This window comes from Pedobacter sp. GW460-11-11-14-TSB4 (assembly GCF_059423705.1).
This window is the reverse complement of sequence record NZ_JBWKYI010000011.1, coordinates 75,664-95,669: the sequence shown is the minus strand read 5'-3', so window position 1 is coordinate 95,669 and position 20,006 is coordinate 75,664. Positions and strand designations below refer to the sequence as shown.

Below are 20,006 nucleotides of genomic sequence, written 5' to 3'. Positions count from 1 at the left end.
AAATAGCGCCCGCAGATCAAAGTGATTGACGCAGAGTTATATTCATCTGCGCTGTCTGCGACATCTGCGGGAATTCAACAGGTCCTGAATAAGTGAAAAAGGTCCCGAAAGAGTTCAGTCCTCGAAAAATAAAACAAAAAAAGGCCGCCATCGCAAGAAAGCAGCCTTCTCTGTAAATATGATAAATAAATTAAATTACTTTCACATTAACGGCGTTTAAGCCTTTTTTACCGTTAGCAACTTCGTACTGAACTTTGTCGTTTTCACGGATTTCGTCGATAAGACCTGTTGAATGAACAAAAATTTCGCTATCGCCATTCGCAGGGATGATAAAGCCAAAACCTTTAGTTACATTGAAGAATTTTACTGTGCCTTCTTGCATTGTATTAAATATTAAAATTAAGTATGCAAGGTAAGTTTTAATTTTTAAAATCAAAATAAATTTTAACATTTTTTTAACATTAAAATTTTGTAAATAGCAGATTACTAAGGCTTTTTAATCGCCTTCCCAATTATTGTTAAAGTAATTTCGCTATTGTGTGGAATCCCCAGCGTTGTTCCGGGAGCCACATCAAAAAGGTTTCGAACGTAGATATCGGCTATGCCCTGAGCCACTTTTTTCTTAGCCTCCTTATTCTCCGGAAGCACGTTATAAATCGTTTTTACATGTATGCCTCCCTGAAAATCAACAACGGCTGCAACCTGGTAAGCAAAATCTTTATAAGCCCGGTCTATCCGAATAATATACTGCGGAAACATGTAATCGTAAGCCTCGGTTCTATTATTCGCCCGGTCTACCGTACTGATTTTTTCTACCCTTGCAATTTTACTTTTAGAGATAAACTGAACCGGGTCTGTAGCAGCGAAAGCATCGTTACTATTCCGGTTTACCTTAGTACATCGTTCCAGAATAAATGCCGTATCGGCTTTGGTTGGTTTTTGCAGGTCAGCAGCCGTGGTTTTTAATTTATTTTTAATGTAATCCTGTGCGTAAAAGGTCATGTTTACATCCGAACGTACATCGGCGGCAATCACCCTTCCTTCTACCTGCACACGCTGAAAAACCAGGCTATCTTTACTGATGTGTTTCACCTTAAAAAATTCTGCAGCAAAATTATACACGTTTCCGTGATCGTACTGCATATAAAACTTCTGCATCTTTTTTTTCTGCGGGCTCCAGGCCGACATGGTATCTTCTTTAACCACTTCAATAATCCAGGATGGTTTTTGCATAAAACCTTCTGCGTTAAAAGAAAGTCCATTTTTAAACCGGCGTTTTACCTCTTGATAGCGAATGCCTTTTACAGGCTCGAAAGTAAAATCTCTTAAAGTTGGATCGCTGGTTTTAGAGCCAAATTTACAGGCAGAAAGCATCAGCACAAAAAAGAAAAAGTATATTGTATTTTTAATCATTTCAAGAAAATCTTTGGCTAAAATAAGTTTTTTTAACCAGAGCTAAACATGCTTGTTATAGATGCCGGTTTATCTCCGGACTTGTTTTTTCACCAAAATGACATTAGCTACTTTACGCTGCCCTTCGTGATCCCATTTTTTATTGTCAGTTGGATAGTTGATAACACCATTATCGGGCATTCCGTTTACCCATAAAGTGGTAGAACCCCCGCCATCAAAATTAATGGCACTGGTACAGCCTAACCAACGCATTAATTTGGTTAGTTCGAACAAACTCATGCCTGCGGAGTTTTCATTTCTTCCGTCAACGGTTAACAAAATTACCCTCCCGTTTGGTTTTATGCCCAGGCAGGTGCGCGGATGACGCAAGCGGTTAAATCCGGCTGTATCTAGTGTTTCATCAACGCGGTTTAAGGTTAACAATGGTCCGTTTAACAAAACATTTTGGGCAGTTAATTTGGTTTCCCAGTCGGTTGTTCCATCCCACTTTTTGATCGAAATCTTTCCGTTTTCAATAACAAGCGCTGCTTCCTGGTGCCTTGCCCGATTTCCATGCTTATCCAGGCGGTTAGTATTAATGGTTTTTCCGTTAACACGAACAAAATCTACCGACCCTCCATTTTTCACATCAAAAAAATTGCCGTTGACCGCAGCAATTGCGGTATCGCGCAGTCCAAAACTACTGGTCGTAATCAGTTCTTTTTCTTCTGCACCAATGGCAAATACTGCTTTTCGTCCTGTATTTTTAATTTCGAGAAAAGAAATATTTTCGTTTGCAGCGAAAAGATTTTTCTGATCAAAGTGATGCCGGTATAAAACCACCTGTTTGGCAACGCTGTTTTTCTGCCATTTGGTTTTTACGATTGTTAGCGAATCTGCACTTTGGCCAAATACAGCTAAACTGCAGGTAAATAAAGCAATGGCAAGTGTTATTTTTTTAAGCATGATAGCCGTTTTGATCATAAAATTAAAAAACTGTTGTGGGTTTAGCTTAAAGCATCAAGAATTATACAAACGAACCAAAACAAAAAACGGAGCGATCAATTTAATGATCTGCTCCGTTCTTTTGATTTCGATTGAGTAGATTAGATAATGAGTGAATTTGGGCGCTTAATAATCGAACATGCTATCATTCAATCCCTCTATCATTTAATTATTTTATTTCTTCGGATCTAAAATATCTTTAATTCTGATATTTAAATCTTCGTAGTGTGCTTTGGTAATGGCATCGCCTGCTGTTGCTCTGGCTTTTGTTGTAGCCAATAAGGTTTTCAACTCTGCCCTAACCAATGGTCTGATATCAGATAAGCCAACATTGATTGGCGTTAAACCATAACTTGCGGCATAATCTGCAGGGAATCCAACCGGAAGTTCTGCTTCTTTGGTCATTAAATCCTGCAAACGATCTACATAAGCACGTTGTAAATTACGTTTAAATGCATCTGCTCTTCCTGCAACAAATACCGATGATCTTAAGTCAGTAAATAATTCAGGCAAGGTGTATGCTTTGGCTGCACCGTTTTTAGTTTCGTTATCTAACAAACGTGCAATACGCGGAGCAGATAATAAGTTGCCTAAAGTATTCGCTTGAACACTTTTAATGCGGTTTAACAATACACCGTTATCAAATTTGCTCAACTGGTCATTGCTGATTAACCAGAGTGGCGTTGTAAATAACTGTTGATTGAAAAAGGTAACCGCTTCTTTTTGTTTTGCTTTAGGCAAATAAGCGTAAACCGGTCCTTTTTGCTCGTAGGTTTTAAAGTTTTCGCTTAATCCACCAACGTTTGCAGCCACATGTCCCATATAACGGTTAAACTGGCCAACAATTTCTGTGTAGATTTCTTTTAAATCGCTATAGTCTTTTCCTTTTTGGTAAGTCCATTTTTCTACATTAGGTAAAATGCGTTTTAAGTTGGCAATGCCATAAGTACTTGCTTTCATCGCATTGTCGCCCAAATCTTCGCTTTGCAAACGAGGATCTAATGAAGTTCCCTGGCGGCCATAGAAATACAGCGGATTACCTGCATTTTTTAATGTCCACTGATCTAAAATTTCTTTTTCCTGCTCAGCAGTTTTGTTTCCAGGAATCCAGGAATATCCCCATTTCACTACCCATTTATCGTATTCTCCAATTTGAGGGTGAAGTTTGGTTACACCATCACCAGGTTGAGCGATGTAGTTAAAACGCGCATAATCCATAATAGATGGCGCTGTACCATGTTTATCTGTAAATGCTTTCGAACGTAATGAATCAACCGGATAAGCATAACTTGAGCCAAAGTTATGAGGTAAACCTAATGTATGGCCAATTTCGTGTGAAGAAACAAAACGGATCAATTCGCCCATTTGTGCATCAGTAAATTTAGCTTTACGTACTTCTGGGTTAATGGCTGCTGTTTGTACAAAGTACCAGTTGCGCAACAGGTTCATAACATTATGGTACCAACCAATATGCGTTTCTAAAATCTGTCCGGTACGGGGATCGCTAATGTGCGGACCATAAGCATTTGCAATATCTGATGCAAAATAACGAACAACCGAATATCTCGAATCTTCTACGCTAAATTGAGGATCTTGTTGCGGGCTTGGTGCTTCTTTACCAATGATGGCATTTTTGAAACCAGCCGCTTCGAACGCTACCTGCCAATCGTTAATACCCTGGATTAAAAATGGTACCCATTTTTTTGGTGTTGCAGGATCGATATAAATTACAATCGGTTTTACCGGTTCTACCAATTCGCCACGTTTGTAAGCATTGGTATCTTTGGGAACTAAATTCCAGCGGTGGATATAGGCTGTACGCTCTGCCTTTTGTGCATTGGTTCCATAATCAATTTGAGATTGACCAAAGAAACCAACTCTGCTATCCATTATTCTGGCTTTTACAGGGGTTTTTGGCAATAACAACATCGATGTATTGAATTCGAAAGTAACTGCTCCATTACTATTATCGGTTGGAGATTCTGCTGCACGATATGTTTTAGCTGTTTTTACTTCAACGTTAATAGGGAAAGTTTTTACCGTATCGATATAAGAACGTGTTGCATCGTACATGGTCACTTTATAAGCCTTGCGGATCTGATCGGTAGCACCAATCGCCATTACATCACCGTTATAGAAATCGGTAACATCAATTACAACGCCTGTAGTGTCTTTATTATAAGCTTTAATTTCAAAGCTGGCTAAAATCTGTGCAAGATTAGAGTTTTGTACCGATTCGTACATATCGCTGTTCGGATCGGCCTTGGTTGAATAGCTTGGTACACGAATGTAAACCTGTTTACCTCTACGCTCCCATTTCCACACTTGTTCGTTTAATTGTTCTCCACCATATTGCTGGTTGCCAACTTTTACGCCCGCAGGTACTTTTGCTAAACGGGTAACCACAAGCATTTCGCGGTTTATCATCGAATCTGGTATCTCAAAATACCATTTATCGTCAACTTTGTGTGTTTTAAATAAACCGTTTGTTGTTCTGGCTTTTGCGGTAATTACTTCTGAGAATGGTTTAATTCCTTCTTTTTTTGGAGCTGCTGCCGGAGTTGCAGTTGGCGTTGCTGGAGTTGCTCCTTTTGTGGTTTTAGATTTTTTCTGGGCATATACGGAACCTGATCCGGCTACACCAAGTGCTACGATACCTGCAAGGGCAAGTACCTTAAAGTTTTTCTTCATGTGTATATAAAAGTTAGTTTGCTTGACAATAAGAGGTTAAAGTTAGAATCTTGTTACACGACAATTGTTTTGTAACTGGAAAATTACGCTTTTCAGATCCGCTTTTCAAGGCGCACCACCTTAAAATAGACTTGATTATCTCTAAAAATTTCGAAGATTACATTTCTATCAGCTTTCGATTTAAACATTTCGGTCAGCTCGTTTAAAGTATACGCATCTACGCTTTTAAAGTTTACCGCAATAATTTCATCATCAGGACATAGTCCCGCTTTTTCTGCCGGACTATTTTCGTCTATCTCGCCAATCAATACTCTTTTATACTCTTTCTGATCGAGATAAAGCACCATACCGATCATATCGTGCTCGAAAGGGGTTTTACTTAATCCATTGGGTTTAACATAAATAAAGCCTTCCTGGTAATTAAACTGGATGTTAAATTTCCGCAATAAATCAGCCCCTAAATTTCCATTCCGCTTTGATAAATCGATCTTGTCTGCAATAGTTTTAAAATCGGGAAATCCGGCAACAACGTCTTTAAAAGGATAACCTCCAACATTAAATTTACCTACGCGCCCCACGTATCCCTTAATCTGTCCACTGATACTCATCCCGAGATTAGCTTTGATTTTTTTTTCAGGCAGGGGGAATTCAGTTCCATTTAACATTTCGAGTGATAAAGCATGGCTGGCACCGGTATCCATTAAAAACCTGGCCTCAACAGCTTTGCCCCCGGGAACATCAACAGTGGCCAGAATATATGGTTTCTGGTTCTCTATCTCAATAGGTATTTTTTTTCCACGGTATTTAATCTTGGCGTAGCGATCGTAAATAATCAGCCTGTTTTCACTGTATCGGATATCAACAATAAAGCTGTTAAAAAAACTAAAGCCCAACAATCCATAAATTTTCAGTCCCAAGTGCCCCGACAGGTTAAAGAGATCTTCTTTTAAGATTGCCGTTGGTATATTCTTAATGTTTGTACTGCCTACTTTAACATCGAGACTTTGAGAAACATAAGCTTCAACGGTTTCGATGCCCAGACCAGAAACTTTAATTTTACGAAGCTTACTAAAGTTCAAAGAATCGATAATGGATGGATCTGTAATAATCATTGGTCCAACGCCGGTATCTAGCACAAAATCATAGGGGCCTTTCCCGTTTACGTATACCGGAATAACCATTAGGTTTTTAATGCACTTAAAAGAAATGGACTGTTTTTGCCGGTTTCTTTTAAAAAGGAATTCCTGTCCAAATCCGGAAAAAGTAAGCAATACCAAGCCCAAACAAATTGTGAATTTGCGTAAACAGATTATTACACCGGGGCTATATTTGGTTAACATTAAACTAAATTTAATAAATTAGTTGATAATTATGTCCCCCTAAATTTAGAACATGTTTCCTTTAAAAAGCTATAATTTTATTTTTCTTGCGTTTGTACTCGCTGTTTGTTTGTTAACGGGTTGTTCAACCAATAAGATCATTTCGAAAAAAGTAGCTAAAACATTCAAAAATTCACAGGTAATCAAACAATATCAGGTGGGTTTTGCGCTTTATAATCCGGCAGATCAAAAAATGATTTATCAGAAAGATGCCGATAAGTATTTCACACCGGCATCAAACACCAAACTTTATACTTTTTTTGCGAGTTTAAAAATGCTGCCGGACTTAATGCCTGCGTTAAAATATATTGAACGGAATGATTCATTGATTTTCTGGGGCACAGGCGATCCGGCTTTTTTACAGTTTGCCGTAAAAGACAAATCGGCTTACAATTTTCTTTTGGCTTCGAACAAAAAACTATTCTTTTCTCCGGGACGATATTCGGGTAGTTTTTTTGGCGACGGCTGGTCGTGGGATGATTACGATTATTATTATCAGCCAGAAATTACCGAAATGCCAATTATGGATAACATGGTTACTTCTACTTATCTTACTCCAAATAAAATCAATATCGAACCAAAGGTTTTTGCGCCCTGTTTTGAAATAGATTCTACTAAAAAAGCTGGTAGTTTCCAGGTAAGCAGAGATTTTTTAAGCAACCGCTTTCATTATCCCGCCGTTTCAGTGCCGCCAGGTTACAATCAGCAAAACCCATATAAAACCAGTGCACATGTTACTGTCGAAATATTATCAGACACGCTGCACAAAGCAGTGGGCATAGTCGATTTTAAAATCCCCTCCTATGCTAAAACTTTACCGGGCGCTAAGCGCGATTCTGTTTTAAAACACATGATGTTACCCAGCGATAATTTTATCGCCGAACATTTATTATTGGTTTGCTCCAATCAGATTGGCGATACATTGAGTACTACAAAAGCGATTGATTACATTACTAAAAACTACCTTTCTTTTTTGCCCGATAAAGTAAAGTGGGCTGATGGATCTGGCCTGTCCCGTCAGAATTTATTTACGCCGCGTGATAATGTATACCTTCTCGATTCCATTTACAAATTGGTAAACAATCCGGAAAAGCTTTTTAACCTGTTACCTGCAGGTGGAAAAAGTGGTACTTTAAAAAGCGCTTACCCCAAAACCGACAAACCTTTTGTTTTTGGGAAAACCGGCTCGCTGGGTGGTGTTCATAATCAAAGCGGCTATGTACTCACTAAAAAAGGTAAAACCTATATCTATTCTTTCATGAACAACAGCTTTGTAAAACCAACTGCCGAGGTACGTGCAGAAATGGTTAGGATAATCACTTATATACACGATAATTTTTAAGTATATGTAACACCAGTTAATACCTACCCTATGAAAAAAATCTATTTATTGATGGGCATTTCTATCCTGCTGGTCATATCATCCTGTAAGAAAAACGATCCGCTAACCGATCCTACCGGGCCTCCTATACCTGCAACACCCTATATACCCGACAATAGTTTTAAAATTGTGAGCTATTTTCCAAGCTACCGGGATCCGGCCGGTGTGGCAGATTCGAAGTTCAAAATGATTACGCACCTCTTTTATGCTTTTCTAAATCCCAATACCGACGGAAGCTTAGCGACATTGGAACAACCTGGCCGATTTACAACCGTAATGCAAAAGGCTAAGGCTAATGGTGTAAAAACAGGCATATCGATATCGGGCACGAAAAGTATTTTTGTAACCATGGCGGCATCTGCAACGGCCAGAAACCTGTTTGTGAAAAATGTGCTAACTTTTACCAAAACAAACAATCTGGATGGCGTAGATATGGATTGGGAATACCCAAGCACCAGCGATGGATCGGCAGACAATTACGTGCTCCTGATGAAGGAACTTTCAGATTCGTTACACAAATACCATAAATTTTTAAGTGCGGCCATTACCCCGGGTGTATATGCCGGCAGTATTAGAGATGGATTAAAATCGGAAGTTTTCCCTGTTGTAGATTTCTTTAATATTATGGTTTATGACGGCATTGGCTGGGATAAAAATGAACCTATTCAACATGCATCGTACAACATGGCCGTTGCCAGTTTAAATTATTGGTTAAGCACCCGTGGCATGCCGAAGGAGAAAGCTGTTTTGGGCATCCCGGCTTATGGTAAAAATGCCAGTAACTCGGCCAAGGCCTACCGTGATTTTGTAACCGCGGGTGCCGATGTAAGTTTAGATAATGTATTAATTGATGGCGTTCAATTTTACTTTAATGGAACGATAACCACCAGAAAAAAAGCTAAACTCGCCAAAGATATGGCAAATGGAATCATGTTCTGGGAATTCTACCATGATGACAATGGCGATAAATCTATTATCCGCGCTGCCAATGATGAGCTTGGGAGAAACTACAATTAATATGAAACCTAACTTTAAATCGATTGATCAGCCTTTTGCTAACCAAATAAATATTGAGGGAAAGACCTATTTATATTTTGGCGGAACAGCTTATCTGGGCATTCCCAAAAATCAGGATTTCATTGATTTATATATCGAAGGGATTAAAAAGTTCGGTTTAAACAACGGAACAAGTCGTACCAACAACATTCAATTAGGTATTTATGATGATGCCGAAAAAGTAGCTGCACTACGCTACGGAACTGAAGCCGCACTGATTACCTCTAGTGGTTATTTGGCGGCGCAGCTTACCGTTAAAGAACTGTCGAAATTAGGAAAAGTAATTTATGCTCCGGCTACACACCCCTCGCTTTGGCTGGCAGAAAATCAAACCAAAAATTTAATGTTATTTCGAGATTGGATTGCAGAAACGATTGAAAGCATAAATTCATCGGAAGAAAAAACCTGGGTTTTGATCAGCAATTCGATGAACAATCTTGTGCCCGAAATTTATGACTTCGACTTTGTAAAAGAGATCCGTAAGGATAAAAATATAATTCTCGTTGTTGACGATTCGCATGGAATCGGTGTAAATAATAACGGAACGAGCGCTATCGCAAATCTTCCTAAGCAAGAAAACATCGAAAATATAGTGGTTGCCTCGATGGCAAAAGCACTAGGTGTAGATGCGGGCCTGGTTTTGGCCTCAGATAAAATGATCCTTAAACTTAAAGCCGCAAATACCTTTATAGGTGCTTCTCCGCCAAGTCCAGCCGCACTTTATGCCTTTATCCATGCTGAAGAAATATATCGAAAGGCCTTAAATAAACTGAAAAACAATATGGCCATGTTCGAAACGGTTTCAAATCTTACCTGGAAACACGAATATGGTTTTCCGGTCTATCTGCTGGGCGATGTAAACTTTTCAGAACGTCTTTTACAACAGCAGATCCTGATTTCGTCTTTCCCTTATCCAAATCCCAACGACAAAATTTTAGATCGTATAGTCCTTTCTGCCTGGCACGAAAAAGAGGATATTGAAAAGCTGATAACAGCTATAAATTTTTAACCTTTCCTTATCCAATTAATTTTTCAATATTTATAACATGAAAAAACTGTTCGTATTCCTGTCGTTAACGCTTCTCTTTGCCAATATAGTTTCTGCACAAACCACCAATGTTTGGATTGTTAGGCACGCAGAGAAAGATAAGTCTAATCCACAGGATACCAACCCCAATCTCTCTGATGAAGGAAGGATTCGTGCAGGAGATTTAGCAACCTACCTAAAAAAGGTAAAATTCGATGTTGCTTTTGCCACCCCAACCAAAAGAACGCACCAAACCCTAGATTCACTGGTGATTCCGAAGGTGATCGATTATAAAGACATTAAATCGCTTGTAGACAGCATTAAAACCAATTATGTTGGCAAAACTGTTATTGTAGCTGGCCACTCGAACACCGTACTGGAAATTATTGAAGCCCTTGGCGGCAAAAAGCCTAAGGAGGAATTAACAGACGATGATTACGATTATATTTTTGAATTATCAGTAAAGGAAGATAAAGCAAGGGTAAAAATGGAGCAATACGGGAAACCGCATCATTTGTAAACCTGCCATCGTCATGCTGAACTTGTTTCAGCGTCTACTTATTTACCCAAAAGATCCTGAAACAAGTTCAGGATGACGAAACCTGTTAAAGTTTTTCGAAGGGAATATCCATCAAGTCGTACTTTTTCCATCCCGAAAAATCGTAGTGCCACCATTCGTTCTCTAGTACGTTCATCTGGTATTTACGCATGATAGCGATCAGAAAATCGCGGTTTTTCTTAACCTCTGGCGATACATTTTCGTATTTCGCGGCGGCAGCGGCCAAAAAACTATCGTAAGGGGTTGGCATTGGTATTTCTTTACCTGTTTTCAGGCTAATCAAAGTTAAATCTACCGCACAACCTCTGTTATGTTTAGATCCTTTTGCCGGATTGGCCACAAAATTTTTATCGCTGGCCTTTTTATAAAACTCAATGGTAACCGCATAAGGACGATAACCATCAAATATTTTCAAGCCATAGCCTTTTTTATTTAATTCCTTCTGGATTTTTTTTAATGATGTTACAACTGGTTTTCGTGCAAAAGCCCTCGCCTGTTTATACATTACCTGCTGCATAAAGTTGTTCTTAGTGGCGTAGCGGATATCTAATTTGATATTGGGAATGGCTTTTTTGATTTCAACGAGTTCGTTATCCGGATTTGTTTTAATCGCTGCCAGGTATTGATTATAGGAACTTACCACCACCAGCTTTTTTACGCCAACAGGTTTATTTTGAGCGCAAGTAATTACCGAGAGGAAAAGAAATAACGTAAAGAGGTTGAATTTCATTTTTTTTAATGTCAAGTAGCAAGCGTCAAAAGGTAACCCATTATCCAGCTCACATCGTCCATTTTACATTTTTGCTTATTGATTCGAAACCACCAATAATTCAAGATCTTTAAAGGGCAGATTAAACATATCAGACAGGTCTTTATTGGTACAATTACCCTGATAAATATAAAGTGCTTCGCGAATACCCGGATTATTCCAAACCATATTCATTAAACCGCCAAATTCACCAATATCCAATAAAATGGGGGCAAAAATATTCGTTAAAGCGTAAGATGCCGTTCTCGGTACACGGGAAGCTATATTGGGCACACAATAGTGAATTACATCGTATTTTCTAAACACGGGATTGGTGTGGTTGGTCACCTCAGAAGTTTCAAAACAGCCTCCCTGATCAATGCTTACATCAATTACCACCGAATGCGGTTTCATCCGGGCAACAGTTTCTTCCATTACAATACATGGACTGCGGCCATGGCTTGCTCTGATGGCACCGATTACTACATCGCAGGTAACAATGGCTTTATTCAAAACAATAGGCTGCATTACCGAAGTAAATACCCTGCTACCCAAATTATTCTGCAGGCGGCGTAAACGGTAAATGGAACTATCGAAAACTTTTACTTCGGCCCCTAATGCCAAAGCTGTTCTGGCGGCATACTCACCCACTGTTCCTGCACCCAAAATGACAATCTCGGTTGGCGGAACACCAGTAAAGCCACCAAGCATTAAACCTTTCCCTCCTGTTACATTACTCAGATATTCAGCCGCAATTAAAATAGAGGTCGACCCCACTATTTCGCTCATGGCGCGTACCACACTGAGTACATTCCCTTCGTCGCGAAGGTTCTCAAAACATAAGGCATTAATTTTTTTCTGCATTAATGCCTTCAGGTAATCTTGCTTTAAAGTTCCGGTTTGCAACGAAGAAATCAGTGTTTGCCCTTTATGCATCATCTCGATCTCTTCTAACATGGGTGGTGCAATTTTCACCAGGATATCAGCATCGAAAACTTCTTTTTTGTTATAGGCAATTTTAGCACCCTGTTCAGCATATTCGGTATCCGAAAAATTTGCGCCTGTGCCCGCTCCGCTTTCCAAAACCACACGATGCCCGTTGTTAACGAGCAGCGCCACAGATAAAGGGGTTAGCGCTATTCTATTTTCCTGGAAAGAAATTTCCTTGGGTATTCCTATGTATAGACTGTTTTTTTTATTTCTGGTTTCTAACTTTGCCTCTTGCGTTTGTAGTAAACCCTGACGAGCTATATCGGCCATTCCTTCGCGTAATCCTGTAGCCATGTTGAATTAAAATTTTGGTAGTTTTAGGTTGTTCAAGGTAAGGAAAATCTGTTAATTTATTGATAACTAATTGTTATACCTTCGAAAACCTGAATAATCTGCGGTTTTCATCCAGCACATTTATCTCAACCTTAACATGATTTTCGGGCAATAACTCTTCCACTCGTTCCGGCCATTCTATTAAACAAACGCCACCTCCATAAAAATATTCTTCATAGCCCAAATCATAGGCTTCGTGAATATCTTTTATTCTATAAAAATCAAAATGGAACACCGAACCGTTAGGACTTTCATATTCATTAACGATGGAATAAGTAGGACTTGAAACCACATCATCAATACCTAAATGTTTACAGAAATTTTTAATGAAAGTTGTTTTTCCAGCCCCCATATCGCCCTCAAAAATGAAGACTTTTTGGCTCCCGGCAAAATCTGAAAGCTGTTGTGCAACAGCAGGTAAATCGGCTAAACTATTTACTTCGATATCCATTTTAAAAAAATAAAGGCAAAAGTAATACATAATTGCATTGCTTTTGCCTTTTATATCTGGTCATTTCGACTGAAGCAAAGCGAAATGGAGAAATCTGCTATAGATTTCTCGACTGCGCTGCACTCCGCTCGAAATGACGGGTCTCAAATCTAGTATCTCAATTCTATTTTTATTATCTCGGCGAATACGTCACTACCGGAATAATCATTTCCTCCAGAGAAATACCGCCATGCTGGAAGGTTTCATTGTAATAATTCACAAACTGATTGTAATTATTCGGATAAACGAAATAACTGTCTTCCCTTGCAAAAATATAACTGCTGCTGATATTGATTTTAGGCAACAACGCATCATGAGGATTTTTAATCAAAAACACCTCCTTGGCATTAAAATTAAGGTTTCTACCCTGTTTGTACCTTAAATTGGTGTTTGTACTCCTGTCGCCAATTACTTTAACCGGTTTTTTAACCCTGATTGTCCCATGATCGGTAGTTATGATCACTTTAACCTTTTTCTGAGAGATTTTTTTCAATAAATCCCAAAGTGGCGAATGCTCAAACCAGGATAGGGTTAACGAGCGGTAAGCGGCATCATCATTAGCCAGCTCGCGGATCATCTGCATATCGGTACGGGCATGGCTCAACATATCCACAAAGTTGAATACAATGGCATTGAAATCGTTCTGCAATAAATTATTGGTCTGGTCTACTAAATCTTTTCCCTGTTCGAAAGTTAAGATCTTGTTATAGCTGAACTTACAATCTTTTCTGATGTTGCGTTTAATATTATCGGCCAAAAATGCTTCTTCGTGCATATTTTTTCCACCTTCATCATCATCGTTCTGCCAAAGCTGAGGGAAACGTTTCTCCATATCCAGCGGCATCAATCCAGAAAAGATAGCATTACGCGCATATTGTGTAGCCGTAGGTAAAATACTGGTATACATATCTTCCTCATCAATCCTGAAATATTCAGAAATTAAGGGATTGATAATTTTCCACTGATCGTAACGTAAATTATCAATCAGAATAAAAAATACCGGTGTAGTATCGTTAATATGCGGGAAGGCCTTTTTCTTTAATAACTCGTTAGAAAGTAAGGGCGCTTTATCTTTTTCTTTAATCCAGCCTAAATAATGTTCTTCAATAAATTTAGAAAACTGTGTGTTGGCTTCCTGTTTTTGCATGGTCAAAATTTCATGCATCTGCGGATCGTCGAGTTTTTCTAATTCCAGCTCCCAGAAAACGATTTTTTTATACACATCCACCCACTCTTCATAATTAAGCCTATCGCCCAGGGTCATACCCAACCTGCGGAAATCCTGTTGATAAGCCATGGAAGTTTTCTCGCTTACCAGACGTTTGTTATCAATCAGTTTTTTAATGGTTAAAAGAACCTGCTTAGGGTTTACCGGTTTAATCAGATAATCATCTATTTTGCTACCAATCGCATCCTCCATCAAATTTTCTTCTTCACTTTTGGTAATCAGCACAACAGGAACATCGGGATTAAGGTTTTTAATGGCCGAAAGGGTTTCAATCCCGCTCATGCCTGGCATGTTTTCATCCAAAAAAACCAGATCAAAATGAGCTTTCCCAAAGGCCTCTAACGCATCATTCCCATTGGTAAATGTGGTTACATTATATCCTTTATCATTTAGCAATAATATATGCGGTTTTAATAAGTCGATTTCATCATCGGCCCATAATATTTTAGTTTCTTGCATGTTTTTGTAAAAATAGGTAAGTATTGCCTTTTAATTTTGGCAGGTAAATCAAACTATAAATAAAAATAGCAATTTTTGTACCGTATCTATCTATTTAACTATTTTTAACGATTGAACAAGAAGAAAATAATAAATGACCCGGTATACGGTTTCATCAGCATTCCATCCGAATTAGTTTACGATGTGATCTCACATCCTTATTTCCAGCGTTTGCGTTATATCAAACAGCTTGGAATGACACATTTGGTTTATCCGGGGGCATTACATACGCGTTTCCACCATGCTTTAGGTGCCATGCATTTAATGAGTTTGGCCATTAATCTTTTAAGAAGTAAAGGGCATAACATCACCGAGGGCGAAGAAGAAGCCGCCATTTTGGCCATTTTACTGCACGATATCGGCCATGGCCCTTTTTCGCACGCATTAGAACATTCTTTGGTGAGCGGAATCAAACACGAAGATATTTCGGCAAAACTGATGCACGATTTAAACGCACATTTTGATGGACGGTTAACACATGCCATCGAAATTTTTAACGGCACCTATCCTAAAAAGTTTCTTCATCAATTGATTTCTGGTCAGTTAGATCTCGATAGAATGGATTATTTAAACCGCGACAGCTTTTTTACAGGGGTAAGCGAAGGGGTAATCAGTTTCGACAGGATTATTAAAATGTTTAACGTTTATGACGATGATCTGGTAATTGAGGAGAAAGGCATTTATTCTATCGAGAAGTTTTTAATTGCCCGGAGGCTGATGTACTGGCAGGTTTATCTGCATAAAACCGTTATTTCTGGCGAGATGATTTTGGTAAAGCTATTGGAGCGCGCCAAAGAATTATCAGCCACCGGAACCGATTTATTTGCTTCACCCTCATTAAATTATTTCTTAAAGAACGATATTAACGAGGCCAATTTCTTCGCCCAGCACGAAAATCTTGAACATTTTACCAACCTGGATGATCAGGACATTTATGCCGCAGTTAAGGTTTGGACCAAACACCCGGATAAAATTTTGTCTACCTTATGTAAAATGCTTACTTCCAGAAATCTTTATAAAGTAGAAATGGGTAATGAAATGGCAAATCGAGACCGTGTAAACTTTTTGCAGGATGCCGCGGTTAATTTATTAGAAATTAAGCCGGAAGAAGCCCGTTATTTTGTTTTTACCGATTCTATCCAAAACCGCGCTTATAATGCAGGCGTTGGAAATATTAAGATTTTGATGAAAAATAACGATATTGTAGATATTGCAAAGGCCTCTGATTTATCAAATCTGGAGTCGCTGCAAAAAACTGTAGAAAAATATATCCTCTGTTACCCCAGAGGGATTTAAGGTTATTTAACAAAATATTTAACTTTTAGTGCCGTTTTAAGTCTTATTATTGTGTAAAATATACACAGTTAACCCGAGCAGGTTTTTTTGTTCATATCAATTTAACATATACCTTTGTACGATGCAATTTACTGCCACGCAGATAAGTCAGTTTCTAAACGGTTCCATTGATGGTAACCCTGACGTAGCCGTTACCGAACTTTCTAAAATAGAAGACGGAAAGGAAGGCTCTTTGTCTTTTCTTTCGAACCCTAAGTATGAAAACTTCTTGTATTCTACTCAGGCTTCTGTCGTTATCGTTTCAAAGGACTTTGCGCCTACCCAGCCCTATACCAGTACCTTAATCAGGGTTGAAAATCCTTATAGTGCTTTTACCATTTTGCTGGATAAATATAACGAAGCAGTAAACGCACAGGCAGCACAATCTGGAATTGATAAGCTGGCTTTTGTGCACCCAACAGCAAAAATTGGCAAAAATGTGTTTATCGATGCCTTTGCCTATGTTGCCGAAAACGTAGAAATTGCAGATGGATGTAAAATAAATGCGCAAACTTTTATTGGCGCTAATTCTAAAATCGGCAATAACAGCACTTTTTTCCCTGGCGTAAAAATTTATCACAACTCGGTAATCGGTAGCAGGGTTGTTATCCATTCCAATACCGTTATCGGAAGCGATGGTTTTGGTTTTGCACCGCAAAAGGATGGCACCTACAATAAAATACCTCAAATCGGAAATGTCATTATCGAAGATGATGTAGAAATTGGGGCAAATACAACGGTTGACCGTGCAACAATGGGATCAACAATTGTGAAAAAAGGTGCAAAAATCGATAATCTGATCCAGATTGCGCACAATGTAGAGATTGGTGAAAACACCGTTTTAGCTGCACAATCAGGTATATCAGGCAGTACAAAAATTGGCCCTAACAGTGTTGTTGGCGGACAAGTGGGTATCGCCGGGCACTTAACCTTAGCTAAAGGCACCCAAATTGGCGCGCAGGCCGGTATCAATTTTAATATTACTGAAGAAAATAAACAATGGCATGGTAGTCCGGCGCAGCCACTGCGCAACTGGATGCGTGCCTCCGTAATTTTCAAACATCTTCCAGATGTAGAAAAAAGAATAAACGCGCTCGAAGAGGAATTGAAAAAGCTTACAGCTGAACTGGAAAAGAATACAATACACAATGAACGTTAGACAAAAAACGATTAAACAAGAAATATCAGCATCTGGTGTTGGTTTACACACAGGCGCTAATGTTACTTTAACATTTTGCCCGGCCCCCGAAAATCATGGCTTTAAATTTCAGCGTATTGATTTAGATGGCCACCCGATTATCGAAGCCGATGCAGATAACGTTACAGATACCTCAAGAGGTACTACGCTAACCCAAAATGGAGCCAGCGTAAGTACTGTAGAACACGTAATGGCATCTTTGATTGGTATGGACCTTGATAACGTGCTCATTAAATTAGACGGACCAGAAACACCCATTATGGATGGCAGCTCTATCCAGTTTGTTGATTTGCTGGAAGAAGTAGGTACAGTTGAGCAAAATGCAGATCGCGAGTATTTCACCATTCCACATAACATTACCTATACCGAAGAAGATAGAAAAGTAGAAATTGTAGCCATGCCGTTAGACGATTATCGTTTTACGTGTATGATTGATTATAATTCTCCTGTTTTGGGCAGCCAGCATGCCGGCATTAATACCATTGCAGAGTTTAAGAAAGAAATTGCTTCTTGCCGTACTTTCTGTTTCTTACACGAACTGGAATACCAATTATCTCACAATTTAATTAAGGGTGGCGATTTAAATAACGCCATTGTAATTGTAGATAAAGAAGTTACGAAGGATGAATTAAGCCACCTGGCTAAATTATTTAACCGTAAAGATATCGATGTTGCCCCTCAGGGGATTTTAAATAACATGGAACTGCGTTATCAAAACGAACCTGCCCGTCATAAATTATTGGATATGATTGGCGATTTGGCTTTGGTTGGGATGCATTTAAAAGGCCATATTATGGCGGCCCGTCCAGGTCACGCAGCAAACGTTGCTTTTGCAAAAAAGATTAAAGCAGCCATTAAAAAAGAGAAAAACAAAAAAATACAAAAGGTTTACGATCCCAGTGCAAAACCATTATATGACGTAGTTCAGATTATGGATATTTTGCCTCACCGCCAACCATTTTTATTTGTTGATAAAATATTAGAACTTTCAAAAAACCACGTGGTGGGCGTCAAAAACGTAACCATGAATGAGGAGTTTTTTAAAGGTCACTTTCCTGGTGCACCGGTTTTTCCTGGTGTAATTCAAATTGAGGCTATGGCTCAAGTTGGTGGTATTTTAGTGTTAAGCACCGTTCCAGATCCTAGAAATTATTTAACCTATTTCTTAAAAATAGATAACGTACGCTTTAGAGCTCAGGTTTTGCCTGGCGATACTATTGTTTTCCGCTGCGATTTACTGGAACCCATCAGAAGGGGCATTGCCCAGATGAAAGGTGTGGGTATGGTTGGCGAAAAAATCGTTGTCGAAGCCGAAATGATGGCTCAAATCTCAAAAGTTAAACAAGCAGAACCCGCTCAATAATGATACAACCTTTAGCATATATACATCCTCAGGCAAAAATTGCCGAAAACGTGGTAATTGAACCCTTTGTAGTGATACATAAAGACGTTGTAATTGGAGAGGGAACATGGATCGGATCGAACGTGACCATTATGGATGGCGCACGTATCGGTAAAAACTGCCGAATATTTCCTGGTGCTGTTATTTCTGGCGAACCGCAGGATTTAAAATTTGCAGGCGAAATTACGACTGCAGAAATTGGCGACAATACCACCATACGTGAGTGTGTTACCATTAACCGTGGTACTAAAGACAAATGGAAAACCACTATCGGTAGCAATTGTTTAATTCAGGCGTATTCGCACATCGCGCACGATTGTGAGGTTGGCAATAATTGTATTTTCTCCAACAGCACCACATTAGCTGGCCACATTACCATTGGAAACAATGTAGTTTTGGCAGGCTTGGTGGCTATACATCAATTTGTTAAAGTGGGTTCTTATGCTTTTGTAACCGGTGGTTCATTGGTGCGTAAAGACGTCCCTCCTTATGTTAAAGCGGCCCGCGAGCCACTTTCTTATGCGGGTATTAACTCTGTAGGTTTACGCAGAAGAGGTTTTACCAACGAGCAGATTGACGAGATTCAGGAAATTTACCGTGTACTTTTTGTAAAACACAATAACGTAACCAAAGCTTTAGACATGATCGAAGCCGAATTTAAACCTACTGAAATCCGTGATGAAATTGTAGATTTTATCCGCAATTCTAACCGTGGGGTAATGAAGGGCTTCGGAATGGGAAGCTAATTAAGGTAGCAGACTGAAGGGTTTAAGGTGGAGGGTGAAACCCATTGTCTTAACCAAATTCTAATAAATATTCATGAGTGATTTAACGCTAATCAGGACCAATTCAGACGATACCGATTTTAGGAATTTGGTTGCTTTATTGGATAAAGATTTAGCGGTTAGAGATGGTGATGACCATGCGTTTTATGCTCAATTTAATAAAGTCGATACCATTAAAGAAGCGGTTGTCGCCTATCAAGATGGATGCCCTGTAGGTTGCGGTGCTATAAAGCCTTTTTCAGCGACTGAAGCCGAAGTTAAAAGAATGTTTGTACACCCGGATTACAGAAACCAGGGCATAGCGGCTCAAGTTTTAAATGAATTAGAAAGCTGGGCTACGGAACTCGGTTTCGCAGCATGTGTTTTAGAAACTGGTAAGAAACAGCCCGAAGCCATTGCGCTTTATCAAAAGGTGGGTTATCACATCACCCCCAACTACGGACAATACATTGGCGTTGATAACAGCGTTTGCATGTCTAAACCACTTAACGCTAAACCCTAAACGCCGG

General features: G+C 39.1%; 18 protein-coding genes. 9 read left to right on the top strand and 9 right to left on the bottom strand.

The features are described from left to right. Positions 1-190 precede the first annotated feature (190 nt). The 5 genes from AC07YT_RS13075 to AC07YT_RS13055 form a co-directional block, all read right to left on the bottom strand. Positions 191-382: a cold-shock protein gene (locus tag AC07YT_RS13075; RefSeq protein WP_010599196.1), complete on the bottom strand. Its 192-nt coding sequence runs from the start codon at positions 380-382 to the stop codon at positions 191-193. Between the two features lie 104 nt (positions 383-486). Further along, positions 487-1,413, bottom strand: a complete 927-nt coding sequence (locus tag AC07YT_RS13070; RefSeq protein WP_086548535.1) for a hypothetical protein — start codon at positions 1,411-1,413, stop codon at positions 487-489. 69 nt (positions 1,414-1,482) lie between these two features. After that, entirely contained in the window at positions 1,483-2,358 is an 876-nt protein-coding gene (locus AC07YT_RS13065; RefSeq protein ID WP_086549471.1) for a phosphodiester glycosidase family protein, read from the bottom strand. A gap of 213 nt (positions 2,359-2,571) precedes the next feature. Beyond that, positions 2,572-5,088: a zinc-dependent metalloprotease gene (locus tag AC07YT_RS13060; protein ID WP_086548534.1), complete on the bottom strand. Its 2,517-nt coding sequence runs from the start codon at positions 5,086-5,088 to the stop codon at positions 2,572-2,574. Positions 5,089-5,180: 92 nt separating this feature from the next. Continuing rightward, on the bottom strand, positions 5,181-6,269 hold the full coding sequence (locus AC07YT_RS13055) for an aspartyl protease family protein (protein WP_478357762.1): 1,089 nt from the start codon (positions 6,267-6,269) through the stop codon (positions 5,181-5,183). A gap of 211 nt (positions 6,270-6,480) precedes the next feature. Between AC07YT_RS13055 and AC07YT_RS13050 the strand changes: the two genes are divergently transcribed. The 4 genes from AC07YT_RS13050 to AC07YT_RS13035 are packed head-to-tail and all read left to right on the top strand — an operon-like array spanning position 6,481 to position 10,451. Next, the gene (locus AC07YT_RS13050; protein ID WP_086548532.1) at positions 6,481-7,809 is read left to right on the top strand and encodes a D-alanyl-D-alanine carboxypeptidase; all 1,329 of its coding nucleotides are present in this window, start codon (positions 6,481-6,483) and stop codon (positions 7,807-7,809) included. Between the two features lie 30 nt (positions 7,810-7,839). Then, complete coding sequence (locus AC07YT_RS13045) at positions 7,840-8,865, top strand: glycosyl hydrolase family 18 protein (RefSeq protein ID WP_086548531.1); 1,026 nt, start codon at positions 7,840-7,842, stop codon at positions 8,863-8,865. A gap of 1 nt (position 8,866) precedes the next feature. Beyond that, the gene (locus AC07YT_RS13040) at positions 8,867-9,913 is read left to right on the top strand and encodes an aminotransferase class I/II-fold pyridoxal phosphate-dependent enzyme (protein ID WP_086549470.1); all 1,047 of its coding nucleotides are present in this window, start codon (positions 8,867-8,869) and stop codon (positions 9,911-9,913) included. A 37-nt stretch (positions 9,914-9,950) separates the two neighbouring features. Then, positions 9,951-10,451, top strand: coding sequence for a phosphoglycerate mutase family protein (locus AC07YT_RS13035; protein ID WP_086548530.1), 501 nt, complete (start codon positions 9,951-9,953; stop codon positions 10,449-10,451). An 85-nt stretch (positions 10,452-10,536) separates the two neighbouring features. On the opposite strand, the gene AC07YT_RS13030 is transcribed toward AC07YT_RS13035, so the two are convergent. From AC07YT_RS13030 to porX, 4 genes are all read right to left on the bottom strand, one after another. Continuing rightward, positions 10,537-11,220 carry a M15 family metallopeptidase gene (locus AC07YT_RS13030; RefSeq protein ID WP_086548529.1) on the bottom strand — a complete coding sequence of 228 codons (684 nt, stop codon included), beginning with the start codon at positions 11,218-11,220 and terminating at the stop codon, positions 10,537-10,539. Between the two features lie 75 nt (positions 11,221-11,295). Then, positions 11,296-12,522, bottom strand: coding sequence for an alanine dehydrogenase (locus AC07YT_RS13025; RefSeq protein WP_086548528.1), 1,227 nt, complete (start codon positions 12,520-12,522; stop codon positions 11,296-11,298). A 73-nt stretch (positions 12,523-12,595) separates the two neighbouring features. After that, a complete protein-coding gene (gene tsaE / locus AC07YT_RS13020) occupies positions 12,596-13,012 on the bottom strand; it encodes a tRNA (adenosine(37)-N6)-threonylcarbamoyltransferase complex ATPase subunit type 1 TsaE (protein WP_086548527.1) in 417 nt (138 codons plus the stop codon). A 172-nt stretch (positions 13,013-13,184) separates the two neighbouring features. Next, a complete protein-coding gene (gene porX / locus AC07YT_RS13015) occupies positions 13,185-14,738 on the bottom strand; it encodes a T9SS response regulator signal transducer PorX (protein WP_086548526.1) in 1,554 nt (517 codons plus the stop codon). Between the two features lie 111 nt (positions 14,739-14,849). Here porX and AC07YT_RS13010 point away from each other — a divergent pair, with 111 nt between their 5' ends. The 5 genes from AC07YT_RS13010 (at position 14,850) to AC07YT_RS12990 (ending at position 19,999) form a co-directional block, all read left to right on the top strand. Further along, positions 14,850-16,073: an HD domain-containing protein gene (locus AC07YT_RS13010; RefSeq protein WP_494945348.1), complete on the top strand. Its 1,224-nt coding sequence runs from the start codon at positions 14,850-14,852 to the stop codon at positions 16,071-16,073. Between the two features lie 121 nt (positions 16,074-16,194). After that, positions 16,195-17,271: a UDP-3-O-(3-hydroxymyristoyl)glucosamine N-acyltransferase gene (gene lpxD / locus AC07YT_RS13005; protein WP_086548525.1), complete on the top strand. Its 1,077-nt coding sequence runs from the start codon at positions 16,195-16,197 to the stop codon at positions 17,269-17,271. Then, positions 17,261-18,673: a bifunctional UDP-3-O-[3-hydroxymyristoyl] N-acetylglucosamine deacetylase/3-hydroxyacyl-ACP dehydratase gene (locus tag AC07YT_RS13000; protein WP_086548524.1), complete on the top strand. Its 1,413-nt coding sequence runs from the start codon at positions 17,261-17,263 to the stop codon at positions 18,671-18,673. Before lpxD ends, AC07YT_RS13000 begins: the two co-directional genes overlap by 11 nt. Further along, on the top strand, positions 18,673-19,458 hold the full coding sequence (gene lpxA, locus AC07YT_RS12995; RefSeq protein ID WP_025141731.1) for an acyl-ACP--UDP-N-acetylglucosamine O-acyltransferase: 786 nt from the start codon (positions 18,673-18,675) through the stop codon (positions 19,456-19,458). Before AC07YT_RS13000 ends, lpxA begins: the two co-directional genes overlap by 1 nt. Positions 19,459-19,531: 73 nt before the next feature. Then, complete coding sequence (locus AC07YT_RS12990) at positions 19,532-19,999, top strand: GNAT family N-acetyltransferase (RefSeq protein ID WP_086548523.1); 468 nt, start codon at positions 19,532-19,534, stop codon at positions 19,997-19,999. Positions 20,000-20,006: the final 7 nt, after the last annotated feature.